The organism is Xanthomonas sp. CFBP 8445, from assembly GCF_025666235.1.
GTDB lineage: Bacteria > Pseudomonadota > Gammaproteobacteria > Xanthomonadales > Xanthomonadaceae > Xanthomonas_A > Xanthomonas_A indica.
In genome coordinates this window covers 1,524,506-1,542,496 of the sequence record NZ_CP102594.1, presented here as the reverse complement: position 1 = coordinate 1,542,496, position 17,991 = coordinate 1,524,506, and the positions used below count along the sequence as shown (strand labels likewise).

General features: G+C 68.2%; 7 protein-coding genes. All 7 read left to right on the top strand.

Going from position 1 to position 17,991, the window contains the following annotated elements:
* Positions 1-684: 684 nt before the first annotated feature.
* The 7 genes from NUG21_RS06445 to NUG21_RS06415 all read left to right on the top strand — a co-directional run bounded on the left by NUG21_RS06445 (position 685) and on the right by NUG21_RS06415 (position 17,838).
* A complete protein-coding gene (locus tag NUG21_RS06445) occupies positions 685-3,369 on the top strand; it encodes a TonB-dependent receptor (protein WP_263392611.1) in 2,685 nt (894 codons plus the stop codon).
* A 99-nt stretch (positions 3,370-3,468) separates the two neighbouring features.
* Entirely contained in the window at positions 3,469-5,163 is a 1,695-nt protein-coding gene (locus NUG21_RS06440; RefSeq protein WP_263392610.1) for an alpha-L-fucosidase, read from the top strand.
* Positions 5,160-6,215 (top strand): glycosyl hydrolase family 18 protein, encoded by a 1,056-nt coding sequence (locus NUG21_RS06435; protein WP_263392609.1) that lies wholly within the window; start codon positions 5,160-5,162, stop codon positions 6,213-6,215. Before NUG21_RS06440 ends, NUG21_RS06435 begins: the two co-directional genes overlap by 4 nt.
* Positions 6,216-6,334: 119 nt before the next feature.
* On the top strand, positions 6,335-8,827 hold the full coding sequence (locus tag NUG21_RS06430) for a family 20 glycosylhydrolase (RefSeq protein ID WP_263392608.1): 2,493 nt from the start codon (positions 6,335-6,337) through the stop codon (positions 8,825-8,827).
* A gap of 16 nt (positions 8,828-8,843) precedes the next feature.
* Positions 8,844-11,543: a beta-mannosidase gene (locus tag NUG21_RS06425; RefSeq protein WP_263392607.1), complete on the top strand. Its 2,700-nt coding sequence runs from the start codon at positions 8,844-8,846 to the stop codon at positions 11,541-11,543.
* Positions 11,544-11,554: 11 nt separating this feature from the next.
* On the top strand, positions 11,555-14,230 hold the full coding sequence (locus tag NUG21_RS06420) for a glycoside hydrolase family 3 C-terminal domain-containing protein (RefSeq protein WP_263392606.1): 2,676 nt from the start codon (positions 11,555-11,557) through the stop codon (positions 14,228-14,230).
* 635 nt (positions 14,231-14,865) lie between these two features.
* Positions 14,866-17,838 carry a TonB-dependent receptor gene (locus tag NUG21_RS06415; protein ID WP_263392605.1) on the top strand — a complete coding sequence of 991 codons (2,973 nt, stop codon included), beginning with the start codon at positions 14,866-14,868 and terminating at the stop codon, positions 17,836-17,838.
* Positions 17,839-17,991 lie beyond the last annotated feature (153 nt).

Sequence of the window (17,991 nt, the reverse complement as noted above, 5' to 3'; positions counted from 1 at the left end):
AACATCCGTCGCAAAATTTCGCCGCATCGCACAAATTTTTGCCACATGCCTGGCAACCCGGCAGCCCTTGCCGCGCCTGGGCCTGTCGGTCACAACGGCGGTGTCGCCGCCATCTTCCAGCATGTTTTCTTTTGTAGACAAGCACCTAGAGCAGCCCCCGGACACGCTGTGAAAGCCGGCAGAAAGATGCCGCGGCGAGCCTTGCTTGCAACCGTCAAAACCGCGTGAAACGGGTGTTGACAACGCTGTCAGCGCTACGACAGACTCGGCTCACACAAGTTTTACAACTTCAAGACATGCCACGTTCAGGGGATTCAGATACAGCGACGCATCGCCGCTCCTCCCGCGCCAAGTGGCAGGACGCGCGCTGACGCCGCAATCGGCATCCCCGAACCGACGAGACCACGCCCGCGCCGGGCACGGACGCAGCCGCGCCCGGACCAGGCAGCAGGTGCACTGCTTCATTGCTGGACTTGGTTGTTACCTGCAGGAACACAGGAAGAACCGGCGCCCTCGATGCCGCCGGTTGGCTACTTCCGCGTCAGCGACCGGACGACGCGCATCGAGATGCGATCCGCGCAGCGCCACCAGGCGCGGCGCCCATCCACAAGGCCGGGCAGCGGCCAGCACGCCGGAACATCGGTTGGCACCTCATGCCCAAGTACTCACCCAGAGGTTTAGCCAATGAATAGCCGCACCACGACCTTAGCCATCAGCATCATGGCCGCGCTGTACCTGTCCGGTAACGCCGCCGCGCAGGAAGCGCCCGCTTCCGCCAACGCGGATTCCAAGAACGTCCAGCAGCTGGATGCCATCACCGTCACCGGCTACCGCGCCTCGCTGGAGAAGAGCCAGTCGGTGAAGCGCTCGGCCAACTCCATCGTCGATGCGATCAGCGCCGAAGACATCGGCAAGTTCCCGGACACCAATGCCGCCGAGTCGCTGGCGCACCTGCCGGGCATCAGCGTGGACCGCCAGTTCGGCGAAGGCGAGAAGGTCAGCATCAACGGCACCGACCCGGCGCTGAACCGCGTGCTGCTCAATGGCCAGACCATCGCCTCGGGCGACTGGGGCGGCAACCCGACCGACACCAGCGGCCGCACCTTCAACTACACCCTGCTGTCGCCGGAGATCATCGGCCTGATGGAGGTCTACAAGACTCCGGAAGCGCGCATCGACGAAGGCTCGATCGGCGGCACCGTGATCGTGCACACCCGCAAGCCGCTGGACCTGCCGAAGAACACCATCCGCGGCTCGATCGGCTACAACTACAACGACCGTTCGGAAGAAGGCAATCCGCGCGGCTCGGCGCTGTGGAGCTGGAAGAACGACGACGAGACCTTCGGTGCGTTGATCTCCGCCACCCACGACAAGCAGGACCTGTCGCGCGCCGGCATCGAGTTCTTCGGCTACGGCACCGGCACCACCTACAACGCCGACGGGACCGTCTCTTCGCGAATCAATCCCAACGCGACGATCAATGGCAGTGGCGACATCAATACCGCCAAGTTCCCGGTGGGCATCAACAGCGCCTTCTTCCAGCAGACCCGCGAGCGCAACGGCCTGCAGGGCGCGTTGCAGTGGAAGCCGAACGATCAGAACGAGTTCAACCTGACCGGCATCTACATCAAGGGCAAGTACAACAACTTCAGCGAATCGCGCTACGTCTGCCCGGGCTGCGGTGACCGCGACAAGTTCACCGAAGCCACGCTCAACAATGGCTACATCGTCGAGGGCAAGCTGTCCGATGCGACCGGCAATGGTCAGCCGTACGCGCAGCTCGACACCAACTACCGCGAAAGCACCGTCACCACCAAGAGCCTGAACCTGCGCCACGACTTCTATGGCGACAAGTGGGTGTTCACCACCCAGGCCGGCACCACCGAGGCCACCGGCGGCAAGAACCCCGAGTACCTGATGAAGTTCCTGCTGCAGAAGGGCGGCTACAACTTCAACTACGACGGCAGCAATACTGGCGTCACCTACGACAACGGCAGCGCCTCCAACTGGGGCCTGGTTGGTTCGCCGGCTGGTCTGGCGCCCGGCTCCACCGACAAATCGGCGATGCAGGCCGGCGGCATCTATTACGCCAAGAGCACCGACAAGGAGAAGTACTTCCAGTTCGATGCCGCGCGCGACCTGGACTGGGGCCCGCTGAACAAGCTGCAGGTCGGCTACAAGTACATCAACCACGACAACGGCGTCGACGCCCGCGGCAACCGCATCAACACCACCGATGCGATCTCGCTGACCGACTTCAGCCCCGGCACCACCCCGAGCGGCCTGTACGACGGTCTGGGTGCCAGCGGCGACCTGACCAACTGGTCGACCGCCAACCTCAACTCGGTGATCAGCTACCTGCGCGGCCAGCCGCAGGGTCCATACAAGATCGATTACGGCTCCTCGTTCGACGTCAAGGAAATCACCAGCGACCTGTACGCGCAGTTGAACTTCGAGTCGGGCGCGTGGCGCGGCAACCTGGGTGTGCGCTATGTGGACACCAAGGACAAGTCGCTGTACTGGCAGAGCAATGACGGCGGCGCCACCTACAATCAGACGCAGGTGACCAAGCAGTACTACAAGCCGCTGCCGAGCTTCAACCTGGCCTACGATCTGGACACCGACAAGGTGCTGCGCTTCTCCGTGGCCAAGGTGATGGCACGTCCGCGCTACGGCGACCTGGCCGGTTCGTTCACCATCAACAGCAGCAACGGCAACCTGACCGCCAGCGGCGGCAATCCGGACCTGAAGCCCTACGAGTCGACCAACTACGATCTGGCCGCCGAGTGGTACTTCGCGCCGTCCAGCATGCTGTCGGCGGAACTGTTCTACCGCGACATCAGCTCGTACATCGTCACCACCACCACGCAGCAGCAGCTGACCGACGCGGTGTCCGGGGTGAGCGGCCTGTACTCGGTGAGCTCGCCGATCAACGCTTCCGACGCCAAGGTCAAGGGCGCCTCGCTGAACTACCAGCAGGCCTTCGGCTACGGTTTCGGTCTGCAGGCGAACTACACCTACGCCACCGCCGACGCCAGCACCGGCCTGAACCTGCCGTACCTGTCGAAGAACACCTACAACGTGATCCCCTACTGGGAAAACGGTCCGTGGATGGTGCGCGTCAACTACAGCTACCGCTCCAAGTACTTCACCCAGGTGGGTCGCCTGAACTCGCAGGTGTTCACCGACGAGTACAAGCAGCTGGATCTGACCGCGTCGTATCAGATCAACGACTGGATGAGCGTGAGCTTCAGCGCGACCAACCTGCTCGACTCGACCTACTACTGGTACAACGAGGTCAAGTACGCGCCGATCGGCATGTACAAGAACGGCCGCGGCTACCAGGCGCAGCTGAACTTCAAGTTCTGATGTAGCACCGGCGCGCCACCGTCCCTCCACGGTGGCGCGCTGTTTCGTGTCCGGCGCGGCGGCGCCGGCATCGTCTTCTGCAACAAGGAGTGCCGTTCCATGACGACCGAGACCCGCCCCCGTGCGGACCGATCCCGCCACGCCGGAGCCGCACGCCAGACCCTGGCCAGCGCGCTGGCCCTCATTCTCGCGCTGACGGCCCTGCCCGCCGGCGCCGCGGACGCGCCGTCGCCGACAGCGCCGACCGCCACCACCCTCAGTCCGGAACAGATCGACCAGCAGTGGCTGCAAGCCACTGCCAAGTACGCGCCCGAACGCGCGCGTCTGGTGCGCGAAGCCAACGATGGCGCGCGCGGCGGACCGTTCCGACCCGACTGGACCTCGCTCAAGCAGTACCGCTCGCCGTCCTGGTACGACAACGCCAAGTTCGGCATCTTCATCCACTGGGGCGTGTTCTCGGTGCCGGCCTTCGGCAACGAGTGGTATTCGCGCAACATGTACCAGCAGGGCAGCAAGGATTACCTGCATCACCGCGAGACCTACGGCCCGCAGTCGCGCTTCGGCTACAAGGACCTGATCCCGCTGTTCACCGCGCCCAAGTTCGATCCGCAGGCCTGGGCCACGCTGTTCCGCGAATCCGGCGCTCGCTACGTGGTGCCGGTGGCCGAGCATCACGACGGCTTCGCGATGTACGACTCGCAGCTGTCGGACTGGACCGCGGTGAAGATGGGGCCCAAGCGCGACGTGATCGGCGAGCTGTCCAAGGCGATCCGCGCGCAGGGCCTGCATTTCGGCCTGTCCTCGCACCGCGCCGAGCATGACTGGTTCTTCGACGGTGGCCGCCAGTTCGACTCGGACGTCAACGACCCGCGCTACGCCGGCCTGTACGGCCCCGCACAGGTCCGCCTGCCGGGCAAGGACGACGCCGACGTGCACAACGACTGGACTCCGGTCTCGCAAGCCTGGCTGGACGACTGGCTGGCGCGCACCACCGAACTGATCGACCGCTACGACCCGGATCTGATCTATTTCGACTGGTGGATCGCGCACCCGACCTTCCGCGGCACGTTGCCGACCATGCTCTCGTACTACTACAACCACGGCGCGGCCAAGGGCGGCGTGGTGGTGAACTACAAGCTCGGCGCCTTCCCCGAGGGCGCCGGCACGTTGGACATCGAACGCGGCCAGCTCACCGGCATCCATCCCACCCACTGGCAGACCGACACCTCGGTCAGCAACGCCTCGTGGGGCTATGTCGAGAACGACACCTACAAGACGCCGACCTTCATCATCCACATGCTGGTGGACGTGGTCAGCAAGAACGGCAACCTGATGCTCAACATCGGCCCGCGCGCCGACGGCTCGATCCCGGACACCGAACGCGCGATCCTGCTGTCGATCGGTAAATGGCTCAAGACCAATGGCGAGGCGATCTACGACAGCACGCCGTGGCGCAGCTACGGCGAAGGCCCGACCGAAGTGGTCGGCGGCACCTTCCAGGACACCAAGACCAAGCCGTACACGCCCGCGGATTTCCGCTTCACCACCGGCCACGGCGCGCTGTACGCGATCGAGCTGGGCTGGCCGGCTGACGGCCAGGCGCTGATCCGCTCGCTGAAGCCGTCCGACGGCGTGCGAGGCGTCACCCTGCTCGCCAGCGGCAAGCCGGTGCCGTTCGAGCAGCGCGCCGACGGCCTGCACCTGCGCCTGCCGGCCAAGCCGGTGGGCGAACACGCCTACGTGTTCCGCATCGATCTGTCCTCCCCCACCCCGCCAACGGATCCCTCCCGATGATGAAGCGTTTCGCAGGGCTGCTGTTCGCCCTCGCCCTGGTCTGCGCCCCAGCCATGGCCAAGAACCCGACTGCGCTGTTCTATCTGATGAACACGCAGAAATCGACCAATTCGTTCCTGGCCCACCTCGACAAGATCGATGTGGTGGTGCCGACCTGGTACGGCGTGGACCAGAGCGGCCTGGTCAACGGCACCCCGAACCTGTACCTGTACGAGATCGCCAAGCAGCACAAGCTGCGGGTGATGCCGATCCTGTCGATGACCGCCGGCCGCGACGGCTTCCACAAGCTGCTGCACGACGAGGACGCCAAGCAGCGGATGATCGCCGCGCTGCTGATCCACGGCCGCAAGCACGGCTATTACGGCTTCCAGTTCGATTTCGAGAGCATCGCCTGGACCGACCGCGACGCCTACTCGCTGATGGTCAAGCAGACCGCCGAGGCGCTGCACAACGCCGGCTTCAAGCTGTCGGTGGCGGTGGTGCCGAACGCACCGGGCTACGCCGAAGGCGGCGCATTCGCAAAGTGGATGTGGGAGTACTGGCGCGGCGCCTACGACCTCAAGGCGCTGAGCGCCTCGGCCGACCTGATCAGCCTGATGACCTACGACCAGCACACCCGCTGGACCACGCCCGGCCCGGTGGACGGCATGGTGTGGATGAAGAAGCACCTGGACTACGCGCTGACCCAGGTACCGAAGGACAAGCTGTCGCTGGGCATCGCTACCTATGGCTACCGCTGGTACACCGGCAATCCGGTCAAGCCCGACGGCACCGAAGCCTCCAACATCACCGCCGACTACATCGACGCCGACGAGTCGTTCCCGCTGGCGGTGGAGCAGAACGCCACCGTGCAATGGGATCCGGTGGAGCAGGAGTCGTGGTTCTATTTCTACCGCGACGACATGCGCGAATGGGTGTTCCGCCCGGACGCGCGCAGCTTCCGCGCCCGCTACGACCTGGTCAAGCAGTACGGCCTGGAAGGCTTCAGTTGCTGGGTGCTGGGCGCCGAAGATCCCAAGGTCTGGGACGAATTGCCGACCGCGGCGCGCTGAGCGGCCGCGCGCTCGAGATGCGACACGCGGCGCATGCGGCGCGCGCCGAACGCGCCGCGCTCACCTCAGGCTACCCCGCAGCCTCTACGATACGCATCTCGATCGCTTGAGGTAGACCGATGACTGCAGTGGGTGCACACCCCCGATTGCCGCACCGCCCGATGCTCGCCGCCGCGCGCATCGCGGCGGCCTCCCGCAACGCCTGGCTGGGGTTGTCCCTGCTCGCCTGTGGCAGCCTGCTCGGCGGCTGCGACCGCGCACCGCCGCCGACTCCGGCGCCCGCGGCCAAGCCCGCCGCGGCGCCGCCGCCGGCCCCGAAACACGATGACGACGACGACAAGACGCCGTTGCCGCTGATCCCGGCGCCGGCCAAGGCCGAGCGCGACGGCGGCACCCTGACCATCCGCGCCGGCGCTGCGCTGTCGGTGCCCCTCGACGACCCCGGCGCGCAGCGCGTGGCCGAGCAACTGTCGCAGTTGCTGAGCAAGACCCGCGGGCTGTCGCTGGAGGTGCGCGAGGAGACCATCCCCGCCGACGGCAGCATCCGCCTGCAGCTCAATCCCAATACCGAGGTGGCGCAAGCCGAGGGCTACACGCTGGACGTGGACCCGCGCACCATGCTGATCCAGGCGCGCGAGGAACGCGGCCTGTTCTACGGCGCGATCAGCGCCTGGCAGCTGATGACCCCCGACGCCGGCAAGGGCGAGGTGGACGTGCCGCAGGTGCACATCCGCGACTGGCCGCGCTTCGGCTGGCGTGGCGTGCTGCTCGACGTGGCGCGGCACTTCCATGGCCCTGACACGGTCAAGCGCCTGATCGACGCGATGGCCCAGCACAAGCTCAACGTGCTGCATCTGCACCTGACCGACGACCAGGGCTGGCGCATCGAGATCAAGCGCTATCCCAAGCTCACCGAGATCGGTGCTTGGCGCACCCCGCCCGGCGCCGGCACCCATGGCCTGCCCGATCGCTACGGCGGCTTCTACACCCAGGACCAGATCCGCGACCTGGTGGCCTACGCCGCCGCGCGCCACATCACCATCGTGCCGGAGCTGGACATGCCCGGGCACGCGCAGGCCGCGGTGGCGGCGTATCCGGAACTGGTCGGGGTGACCCGGCAGCGGCCCAAGGTGTCGGTGGACTGGGGCGTCAATCCCTACCTGTTCAACACCAACGACAAGAGCATGACCTTCATCCGCGGCGTGCTGGACGAAGTGCTGCAGCTGTTCCCCTCGCCGTACATCCACATCGGCGGCGACGAAGCGGTCAAGGACCAGTGGGAACGTTCGCCGGCGGTGCGCGCGCAGATGCGCAAGCTCGGCATCAAGGACGCGCATGCGCTGCAGGGCTGGTTCAACCAGCAACTGGCCGACTACCTCACCCAGCACCAGCGGCGCCTGATCGGCTGGGACGAGATCCTGGAAGGCGGGCTGCCCGCGAGTGCCTCGGTGATGTCCTGGCGCGGTGTGGACGGCGCAGTCGCCGCCGCCAAGCAGGGCCACGACGTGGTGCTGGCGCCGGCCGGCTGGATGTACCTGGACAACCTGCAGAGCGCGCGCAACGACGAGCCCAACGGCCGCCTGGCGACGCTGCCGCTGCAGAAGGTCTACGGTTTCGACCCGGTGCCGGCGGCGCTCAGCCCCGAAGAGAGCAAGCACGTGCTCGGCGTGCAGGCGGCGCTGTGGAGCGAGTACATCCCTTCCGCCTGGCATATCGACCATGCGCTGTTCCCGCGGCTGAGCGCGGTGGCCGAGGCCGGCTGGTCGCCGATGGCCGCGCGCGACTGGAACGGCTTCCTGCAGCGCATGCCGGCGCAGCTGGACCGCTACCGCCTGCAGGGCATCGCCTATGGCGACGGCGCCTTCGCCCCGGACATCGCCGTGCAGGGCGGCGACAACGCGGCGCTGGACAGCGGCCAGGCCACCGTGGTGCTGGGCAACCAGGCCAAGTTCGGCAGCTTCCGCTATACCACCGACGGCAGCGAGCCCAAGGCCGACTCGCCGCGCTACACCGCGCCGTTCGCGGTGACCCTGCCGGTCACCGTGCGTGCGGCCACCTTCGCCGACGACGGCCGCCTGCTGGCCGCGCCGCGCAGCCGCATCCTCGACCGCGCCAACCTGCTCAGCCGCGATACCCAGGGCCTGAGCTCGTGCGCCGGCGGCGAACTGGGCCTGCGCGTGCCGCTGCTGCCGGACCTGGCGGAGCAGGACACGCCGGTGTTCAACATCGACCTGTTCACCAGTTGCTGGCGCTACGCCGATGCACGCCTGGACGGCGTCGACCGCATCCGCATCGACGCCGCGCGCCTGGCGCGCAACTACGGGCTGGCGCACGACCAGGCCAAGGTCAAGCGCTACCCGGCGCACAGCGCGCGCGGCGAGTTCGAGGTGCGGCTGGGCGACTGCAAGGGCAAGCTGCTGGCCCGGCTGCCAATGCCGGCCGGCAAGACCCTGGGCGACCAGTTCGCGCTGGAAGCGCGGCTGCCCAAGCAGACCGGCGTGCACGACCTGTGCCTGCGCTCCACCGCGCCCATCGCCGGGCCGTACTACGCCATCGGCGCCGTCCATCTGATCGACACCGCGGCGCAGGCGCCTCCCGCCGCCGCGCACTGACCACGGAGACCCTCGCATGACCCAGCCGCCCCGCCGCTCCCGTTTCGCGTCGCGCACGCGCCTTCCCGCCCGCCTCGGGCTGCTGCTGGCGCTGGTGTTGCCGGCGCTAGGGCAGGCGGCGGCGCCGACGACGCTGTCGCTGCAGCAGGGCTGGCAGGTGCGGCTGGCGCCGGGCGATGCCAACGCCAACGCGCATCCGAAGGCGGCGCAATGGCTGCCGGCGCAGGTGCCGGGCACGGTGCAGACCGACCTGATCGCCGCCGGGGTCGTGCCCGATCCGTTCTATCGCGACAACGAAGCGCAGATCCAGTGGGCCGGGCTGAGCGACTGGCAGTACCAGACCCGGTTCCAGGTCGACGCGGCCCTGCTGGCGCGCCCGCACCTGGAGTTGGTGTTCGATGGCCTGGACACCTTCGCCGAGGTCTATCTCAACGGCAGGAAGCTGCTCGCCGCCGACAACATGTTCCGGCAGTGGCGGGTCGACGCCAAACCGTTGCTCAAGCGCGGCGACAACGTGCTGGAAGTGCGCATCGCCTCGCCGATCAAGAAGATCCAGCCGTGGCTGTCCAAGCAGCCGTATGCGCTGCCCGGCGCCTACGACTCGGCGTTCGGCGACGAGCCGGTGGCGCGGCACAGCTCCACCTACGTGCGCAAGGCGCCGTACAACTTCGGCTGGGACTGGGGCCCGCGCATCGTCACCGCCGGCATCTGGCAGGGCGTGCGCCTGGAGGCCTGGGACGACCTGCGCGTGGACGGCCTGCGCATCGCGCAGCAGCGCGTGGACGCCGACGCGGCGCAGTTGCTGGCGCAACTGCAGGTGCAGGCCGGCCGCAGCGGCGAGGTGCAATTGGACCTGGACGTGCTCGGCCCGGACGGCCAGCGCGTCGGCCAGTTCAGCCAGCGCGCGGTCGTCGACCCGGGCGCCAACACCCTGACCGTGCCGGTGCGCATCGCCAAGCCGCAGCGCTGGTTCCCGGCCGGCTATGGCCGCCAGGATCTGTACACGTTCAAGGCGCACCTGCGCGATGCGGCGGGCGAGCGCTTCGAGGCGCAGCGCGTCACCGGCCTGCGCAGCGTCGAGCTGCGCCGCGAGAAGGACCAGTGGGGCAAGAGCTTCGCCCTGGTGGTCAACGGCATCCCGGTGTTCGCCAAGGGCGCCAACCTGATCCCGTTCGACAGCTTCCCCACCCGCGTCGACGCCGCGCGCATGCGCGGCTTCCTGCAGTCCGCGCGCGACGCCAACATGAACATGCTGCGCATGTGGGGCGGCGGCCACTACCAGCCGGACAGCTTCTACGAGGACGCCGACCGCCTGGGCATCATGATCTGGCAGGACTTCATGTTCGGCGGCGCGATCCCGCCCTACGACGTCGCCTTCCGCGAGAACACCCGCGCCGAGGCCGAGGAGCAGGTCCGGCGCCTCGGCGATCACCCCAGCATCGTGATCTGGTGCGGCAACAACGAAGTGCAGACCGGCTGGGAGAACTGGGGCGACCGGGTCAAGTTCAAGCAGTCGATCGACCCGGAAGAGCGCGAGCGCATCGTCCGCGGCATGACCACGCTGTTCGGCACGGTGCTGCGCGAGGCGGTGCAGAAGTACGACAGCGACACCCCGTACTGGGCGACCTCGCCGGGTACCGATTTCGACGGCGCCGCGGACCAGCCCGACGACGGCGACATGCATTACTGGAAGGTCTGGGGCGGCCCGGCGCTGCCGGTCACCGAATACCTCAACGTGACCCCGCGCTTCATGTCCGAATACGGCCTGCAGTCGTTCCCGGAACTGCGCACCATCCGCGCCTTCGCCGAACCCGGCGACCTGAAGCCGGAATCGCCGGTGATGCGCGCGCACCAGAAGTTCGACAAGGGCAACGGCAACCAGCGCCTGCTGCTGTACATCCGCCGTGCGTTCGGCGAGCCCAAGGACTTCGCCAGCTTCGTTTATTTGAGCCAGATCATGCAGGCCGAGGGCATCACCCTGGCCGCCGAACACCTGCGTGCATCGCGGCCGCAATCGATGGGCTCGCTGTACTGGCAGCTCAACGACGTGTGGCCCGGCGCCTCGTGGTCGAGCCTGGACTACTTCGGCCGCTGGAAGGCGCTGCAGTACCACGCGCGCCGCTTCTACGCGCCGGAACTGATCGCCGCACTGCGCAACGACCAGGGCCAGACGACCGTGTCGCTGGTCTCCGACCGCACCACGCCGCTGGCCGCGCGCTGGCGCATGCGGGTGATGGACCTGTCCGGCAAGGTGCTGAGCAAGACCGAGAAGCCGGTGACCCTGGCGCCGCTGTCCAGTGTGCGCGTGGGCAGCTTCAGCGATGCGCAGTTACTGCGCCGCGCCGATCCGCGCAGCAGCGTGGCGGTGTTCGAACTGCTCGACGGCGAGCGCGTGCTGTCGCGCACCCTGGTGTACTTCGACGCGGCCAAGCACCTGCAGTGGCCGCAGGCCGAGATCCATAGCGAATTGCGTGCCGATGGCGACGGCTATGCGCTGACCCTGAGCAGCGCCACGCTTGCGGCGCAGGTGTGGCTGAGCTTCGGCGACCTCGACGTGACCCAGTCCGACAACGCCTTCGACCTGCTGCCGGGCGAACCGCTGACCGTGCGCGTGCACAGCAGCGCGACGCTGGAGCAGGTGCGCGCGGCGCTGCAGGTGCGCGACCTGGGCAGCACCCTGGCGGGTGCCCCGGCCGAACCGGCGGAGGCGAAGTGATGGGCGGGGAGATGCTCCGCGGATCGGCCGGCGTGCGGTCGCGGCTGAAGCCGCTCCTACAGCCGCTGGCACAGGCGCTGTGTGCGATCGGCCTGCTCGCCGCCCCGCTCGCCCACGCCGACGAGGCCGAGGATCGCGCCGCCGCGCTGGTGGCGAAGATGACCCGCGCCGAGAAGATCGCGCAGGCGATGAACGATGCACCGGCGATTCCGCGCCTGGGCGTGCCCGCCTACGAGTGGTGGAGCGAGGGCCTGCACGGCATCGCCCGCAACGGCGAGGCCACGGTGTTCCCGCAGGCGATCGGCCTGGCCGCGACCTGGAACCCCGAGCTGCTGCATGACGTCGGCACCGTCACCTCCACCGAGGCGCGAGCCAAGTTCAATCTTGCCGGCGGCCCCGGCAAGGACCATCCGCGCTACGCCGGGCTGACCATCTGGTCGCCCAACATCAACATCTTCCGCGACCCGCGCTGGGGCCGCGGCATGGAGACCTACGGCGAGGACCCCTACCTCACCGGACGGCTGGCGGTCGGCTTCATCCGCGGCCTGCAGGGCGACGATCCGGCGCACCCGCGCACCATCGCCACGCCCAAGCACCTGGCCGTGCACAGCGGGCCGGAACCGGGCCGCCACGGTTTCGACGTGGACGTGTCGCCGCACGATTTCGAGGCCACCTACTCGCCGGCGTTCCGCGCCGCCATCGTCGACGGCCAGGCCGGCTCGGTGATGTGCGCGTACAACTCCCTGCACGGCACGCCAGCCTGCGCCGCCGACTGGCTGCTCGATGGCCGCGTGCGCGGCGACTGGGGCTTCAAGGGCTTCGTCGTGTCCGATTGCGACGCGATCGACGACATGACCCAGTTCCACTACTACCGCCCCGACAACGCCGGCTCGTCCGCCGCGGCGCTCAAGGCCGGGCACGATCTGAACTGCGGCTACGCCTACCGGGAGCTCGGCCTGGCCTTCGACCGCGGCGAGGCCGACCAAGCCCTGCTCGACCGCTCGCTGGTGCGCCTGTTCGCCGCGCGCTACCGGCTCGGCGAACTGCAGCCGCGGCGCAACGATCCGTACGCACGGCTGGGCGCCAGGGACATCGACAGCGCCGCGCACCGCGCGCTGGCGCTGCAGGCCGCGCAGCAATCGCTGGTACTGCTGAAGAACGCCAACGCCACCCTGCCGCTGCGCCCGGGCCTGCGCCTGGCCGTGCTCGGCCCCAATGCCGACGCGCTGGCTGCGCTGGAAGCCAACTACCAGGGCACCTCCGTGCAGCCGGTGACGCCGCTGCAGGGCCTGCGCACGCGCTTCGGCGCCGCCCAGGTGGCCTATGCACAGGGCGCGCCGCTGGCCGCCGGCGTGCCCGGCATGATCCCCGAAACCGCCCTGCGCAGCGACGGCAAGCCCGGGCTGCGCGGCGAATACTTCGACAACCTCGACTTGGCCGGTACCCCGCGCGTGCAACGCCAGGACCGCGTGGTCGGCTTCAACTGGGACCACGTGGCCCCGGCCAAGGGCGTGGACAAGGACCGTTATTCGGTGCGCTGGAGCGGCGAACTGCTGCCGCCCGGCCCGGGCGACTACACCCTCGCGGTGCGGGTGGCGCGCTGCTTCGATTGCGCCGGCCACGACCCGGTGCGCCTGTACATCGACGACCAGTTGGTGATCGCCGGCAACGCCGAGGACAAGCACCTGCCAGCCGGCATGCACAACGCCGACGGCCGCAACGTCGAGACCGTGCTGCATTTCGACGACGCGCGGCCGCGCCGCATCCGCCTGGAGCTGGAGCACCGCGGCCAGGACCAGGGCCTGCGTCTGGAGTGGCTGGCGCCGCCGGCGCTGCAACTGGCCGAGGCCGAACGCGCGGTGACGCAGGCCGACGCAGTGGTGGCCTTCGTCGGCCTGTCGCCGGACGTGGAAGGCGAGGAACTGCGCATCGACGTGCCCGGCTTCGACGGCGGCGACCGCAACGACCTGGCCCTGCCGGCGGCGCAGCAGGCCTTGCTGGAACGGGCCAAGGCCAGCGGCAAGCCGCTGGTCGTGGTACTGATGAGCGGCAGCGCGGTGGCGTTGAACTGGGCCAAGCAGCACGCCGACGCGATCATCGCCGCCTGGTATCCGGGCCAGTCCGGCGGCACCGCGATCGCCCAGGCGCTGGCCGGCGACATCAATCCCGGCGGCCGCCTGCCGGTGACCTTCTACCGCTCGACCAAGGACCTGCCGCCCTACGTCAGCTACGACATGAAGGGCCGCACCTACCGCTACTTCAAGGGCGAGCCGCTGTTCCCGTTCGGCTACGGCCTCAGCTACACCCAGTTCGCCTACGACGCGCCACGGCTGTCGACCGCGACACTGCAGGCCGGCCAGCCGCTGCAGGTGAGCACCACCGTGCGCAACACCGGCGCGCGCGCCGGCGACGAGGTGGTGCAGGTGTACCTGCAATACCCGCCGCGCGCGCAGTCGCCGCTGCGCAGCCTGGTCGGCTTCCAGCGCGTGCACCTGCAGCCGGGCGAGACGCGCACGCTGACCTTCGCGCTGGACGCGCGCCAGCTCAGCGACGTCGATCGCAGCGGCCAGCGCGCGGTCGAGGCCGGCGACTACCGCCTGTTCGTCGGCGGTGGCCAGCCCGGTACCGGCGCGGCCGGCGAGGACGCCGCCTTCTCGATCAGTGGACGCATGGCCCTGCCCAAATGAGCGACGGGGCCGCCTGCGTCCCCGTCTACGAAATGCGCCAGCGCTTGCGGCGGTGCAGCGTAACTGCCCGCCGCGTTCACGCCGCCGGGCCGACCGACCGCGCTGCACGGCGCCGGATGAATTTATTTTTCACAACCTATTGACAGTCTTCCGGGACAGAGGTATCGATAACACGTCGGTGCCGCGCATCGACGATGCCAGACGCGCCGAACGCCGCAGCACTTGCGGCGTTTTCCAGGGCAGTTCCAGGGGTGATGTGCCATGTCATGCAGTCGTCGCAGCCAGGACCGATGCCTCGCCGGAGTTCCGGCGCCCTGCATGTCGTCCGCGTACCGCGCGGGCGCATACGGGAGCCGCTGCGCATGACCCGTCGCTACAAGCTGAGCGCGCTGCGTTCGCGCTCCAAGTGCATCGCCGGCTACTCGCCGCCACGCCACTGATCGCCGTTTAACGGTCCGCCCAGCCGGCAGACGCCACGCGTCGGTCGCCGTCCGCTCGTCTTGTCCTGTTCGCACGCCGCCCGGCGTGCGGCCCGAGCGTGCGCGCCTTCCGTCCACCGTGTCTGCCTCCCAGGAACGCAGCGGCGCGTCGCCTTCGGCGCGTGCCCGTACCGATCACGATCAGCGAGGTGTCACGTGGCAACCCATCCGTATTGCAAGCGCAAGGCGCTGTGCGCCGCCATTCTGGCCATCACCGGCCTTGCCGCCACCGCCCCGGCGCTGGCCGGCACCGTGCAGGGCGAACTCAAGGAGCGCAGCAGCGGCAAGCCCGCCGCGCACGCCAAGGTCGCCATCGCCGGCACCGCGCTCAGCGCCGTCACCGACGCGCAGGGCCGCTTCGTCATCGCCGACGTGCCGGCCGGGCAGTACGCGCTGCAACTGGACTATCCCGGTTTCAGCGCCCCGGAAACCACCGTGCAGGTCGCCGACAGCGGCGCCGCCACGGTGTCGATCGCGCTGGACGAGGCCAAGCAGTTGCAGACCATCAGCGTGGCGGCCAATCGCTACGACGCCAGCACGCTGAAGATGAACTCCTCGAACACGGTGGACGTGCTGTCGGCCAACGACCTCGAGCACACCGCCGTGCACAACGTCGCCGAGGCGCTGGGCCTGATCGCCGGCATCAACATCACCTACAGCGGCTCGGGCTACTTCGGCGGCGTCGACGGCGCCGCGCGCGGCGAAGGCATGTTCGCCTCGGTGCGCGGCCTGCCCTCCGAGTACAACGTCAACCTGATCGACGGCGTCACCGTCGCCCAGGGCATGCCGTACAGCCGCAGCGTGCAGCTGAGCCTGCTGCCGCCCTCGGGCCTGCAGACCATCGTCGCCAACAAGACCTCCACCGCCGACATGGACGGCGACGCCATCGGCGGCACCCTGGATTTCCGCACGCCCACCGCCTACGACTACAAGGACGCCACCAGCGGCAGCGTCACCGTCAGCGGCCGCGTCGAGAGCCGCGCGCGCGACTACGGCGGCGACGGCCTCGGCGGCGGCCTGGCCGGCGAGTTCCAGCACAAGTTCGGCGACGAGCAGCAGTTCGGCTTCTACGCCAGCGCCTACTACGACTACCGCACCTCGACCAACAGCGAGGTGGCCGCGGCCACCAGCGCGCTCAACGACGGCTCCTGGAAATTCCTGCACGCCAATGCCGACGGCAGCAACGCGGCCGGCTACGCGCCGCAGGACAACCTGACCAGCACCGGCATGAACGTCGGCGTGGTCGCCGGCTGGGAGCGCCGCTACGGCGGCAATGCCGCCTTCGACTGGAACGTGGACGACACCCTGTCGGTGTACGCGCGCGCCACCTACGCCTACGCCAAGACCGACCAGGGCACCACCTTCGTGCAGTTGCTGCCGCAGGACGTCAGCTTCGTGCCGAGCGCCACGCCCGGCGTGTATTCGCCCAACATCAACCGCATCGCCGCGCGCTTCTGGTACGAGACCAACCCCGAAATCGCCGACTTGGCCACCTTCCAGGTGGGCGCGCGCAAGACCGCCGGCAACTGGACGCTGTCGCCGAACCTGTTCTACAGCTTCGGCGACAACGACCGCCCCGACCACATCGAGATCGACGGGCGCGAGGACAAGTTCAGCCAGGCCAACTTCGCCTACTCCGGCAGCAGCCTGATGCAATACGGCAGCGGCGCCTTCCCCTACCCGCAGCTGACCCCGGCGCTGCTGGCCCAGGTCAACAACATTCCGTCGCTGTACGCCAGCAGCTACGGCGAATCGACCAAGATCTACTCCGGGCAGAAGAAAGGCGGCGCCAAGTTCGATGCGCGCTACGACTTCGCCGACGGCGCGCTGACCACGCTGCAGTTCGGCGTCAAGTACAGCAAGAGCAGCCGCCACTACAGCAACCGCGACTGGTGGACCGGCCCGGTGCCCGACACCAGCACCCTGGGCGACCTGGGCATCTTCAACGGCGGCTACGCGGCGATCTTCCCCGGCAAGTACCACTGGGCCACGCCGCGGGTCAGCGAAGGCGCGGTGGCGCGGGTGATCGCCGACCACCTCACCGACGACGATCTGGATACCTGCGGCAGCGCGTTCTACGTCAACAACTGGAACTGCAACACCATGCGCGGCACCGAGGCGGTCAGCGCCGCCTACGCGATGGCGACGTTCTCCTTCGGCAGCCTGGAAGTGGTGCCGGGCGTGCGCTTCGAGCACACCAGCATCCACAACACCTTCTGGACCACGCCCACCGACAGCGACGGCAACCAGCAGGTCGGCTACTTCGCCGCCAACAGCACGCACTACGACCAGCCGCTGCCGAGCGTGTTCCTGACCTGGCGCCCGGACAGCGCCACCACCTACCGCGCCGCACTGTGGACCAGCTATACGCGGCCGGCGTTCGTGCAGTTGGGCGGCGGCACCCAGATCAACATCTCCAACGGCATCACCACCATCACCCAGGGCAATCCGGACCTGAAGGCGATCACCTCGACCAACCTGGATCTGTCCGGCGAGTGGGCGACCGACCATGGCGGGTTCTTCTCGGTGGCCGGCTTCTACAAGCGCCTGCACCACTACATCTACGACGCCGGTTCCGGCCAGGCCAATTCGGGCACCAGCGGCAGCGGCACGGTGTTCTACCAGATGCCGACCAACGGCGGCGACGGCCGCGTCTATGGCGTGGAAGTCAGCGCGCGGCAGCGCTTCCAGGATCTGCCGGCGCCGTTCGACGGGCTGGGCGTCAGCGCCAATGCCACGCGCCAGCATGCGCACGCGGATCTGGGCATGGTCGGCTTCGAAGACGAGCAGATGCAGTCGGCGCCGAATGCGATGGCCAATCTGGAGTTGTTCTACGAGCGCTCGAAGTTCTCGGTGAACCTGAGCTATCACTTCAGCAGTTCGTATCTGCTGAACTACGACTTCCTGCACCAGAACGCACCGTGGGACGACCTGTGGGCGCGGCCGACGCGGCGGGTGGATCTGCATGCGGGCTATCGGTTCGACAATGGGGTGAATGTGGATCTGTCGATCTCCAATCTCACCAAGGAATACAGTTACTGGGGCCACGTGGGCCGGCACAATCTGGCGGTGTCGGACATCGTGGATGCCGGCATGATGACGCTGTTGACCGTCAAGTACGCGTTCTAGGGCGCCGCGGCGTGCGCACTGGGATGCCGTCGCGGAGCGTTGCCACGCGCTCTGCGGGAGGGACTTCAGCCCCGGCGGTCCTTATCGATTCCGCGTGGACCACGCTTTTTGTGGGAGGGACTTCAGTCCCGACGGGCGTTACCGGTGCGGCCT

What these genes read in the sequence shown, in the direction of transcription:
- NUG21_RS06425 (WP_263392607.1), top strand. Translation starts at nt 8,844, where the DNA reads ATGACCCAGCCGCCCCGCCGCTCCCGTTTCGCGTCGCGCACGCGCCTT.
- NUG21_RS06440 (WP_263392610.1), top strand. Translation starts at nt 3,469, where the DNA reads ATGACGACCGAGACCCGCCCCCGTGCGGACCGATCCCGCCACGCCGGA.
- NUG21_RS06420 (WP_263392606.1), top strand. Translation starts at nt 11,555, where the DNA reads ATGCTCCGCGGATCGGCCGGCGTGCGGTCGCGGCTGAAGCCGCTCCTA.
- NUG21_RS06445 (WP_263392611.1), top strand. Translation starts at nt 685, where the DNA reads ATGAATAGCCGCACCACGACCTTAGCCATCAGCATCATGGCCGCGCTG.
- NUG21_RS06435 (WP_263392609.1), top strand. Translation starts at nt 5,160, where the DNA reads ATGATGAAGCGTTTCGCAGGGCTGCTGTTCGCCCTCGCCCTGGTCTGC.
- NUG21_RS06430 (WP_263392608.1), top strand. Translation starts at nt 6,335, where the DNA reads ATGACTGCAGTGGGTGCACACCCCCGATTGCCGCACCGCCCGATGCTC.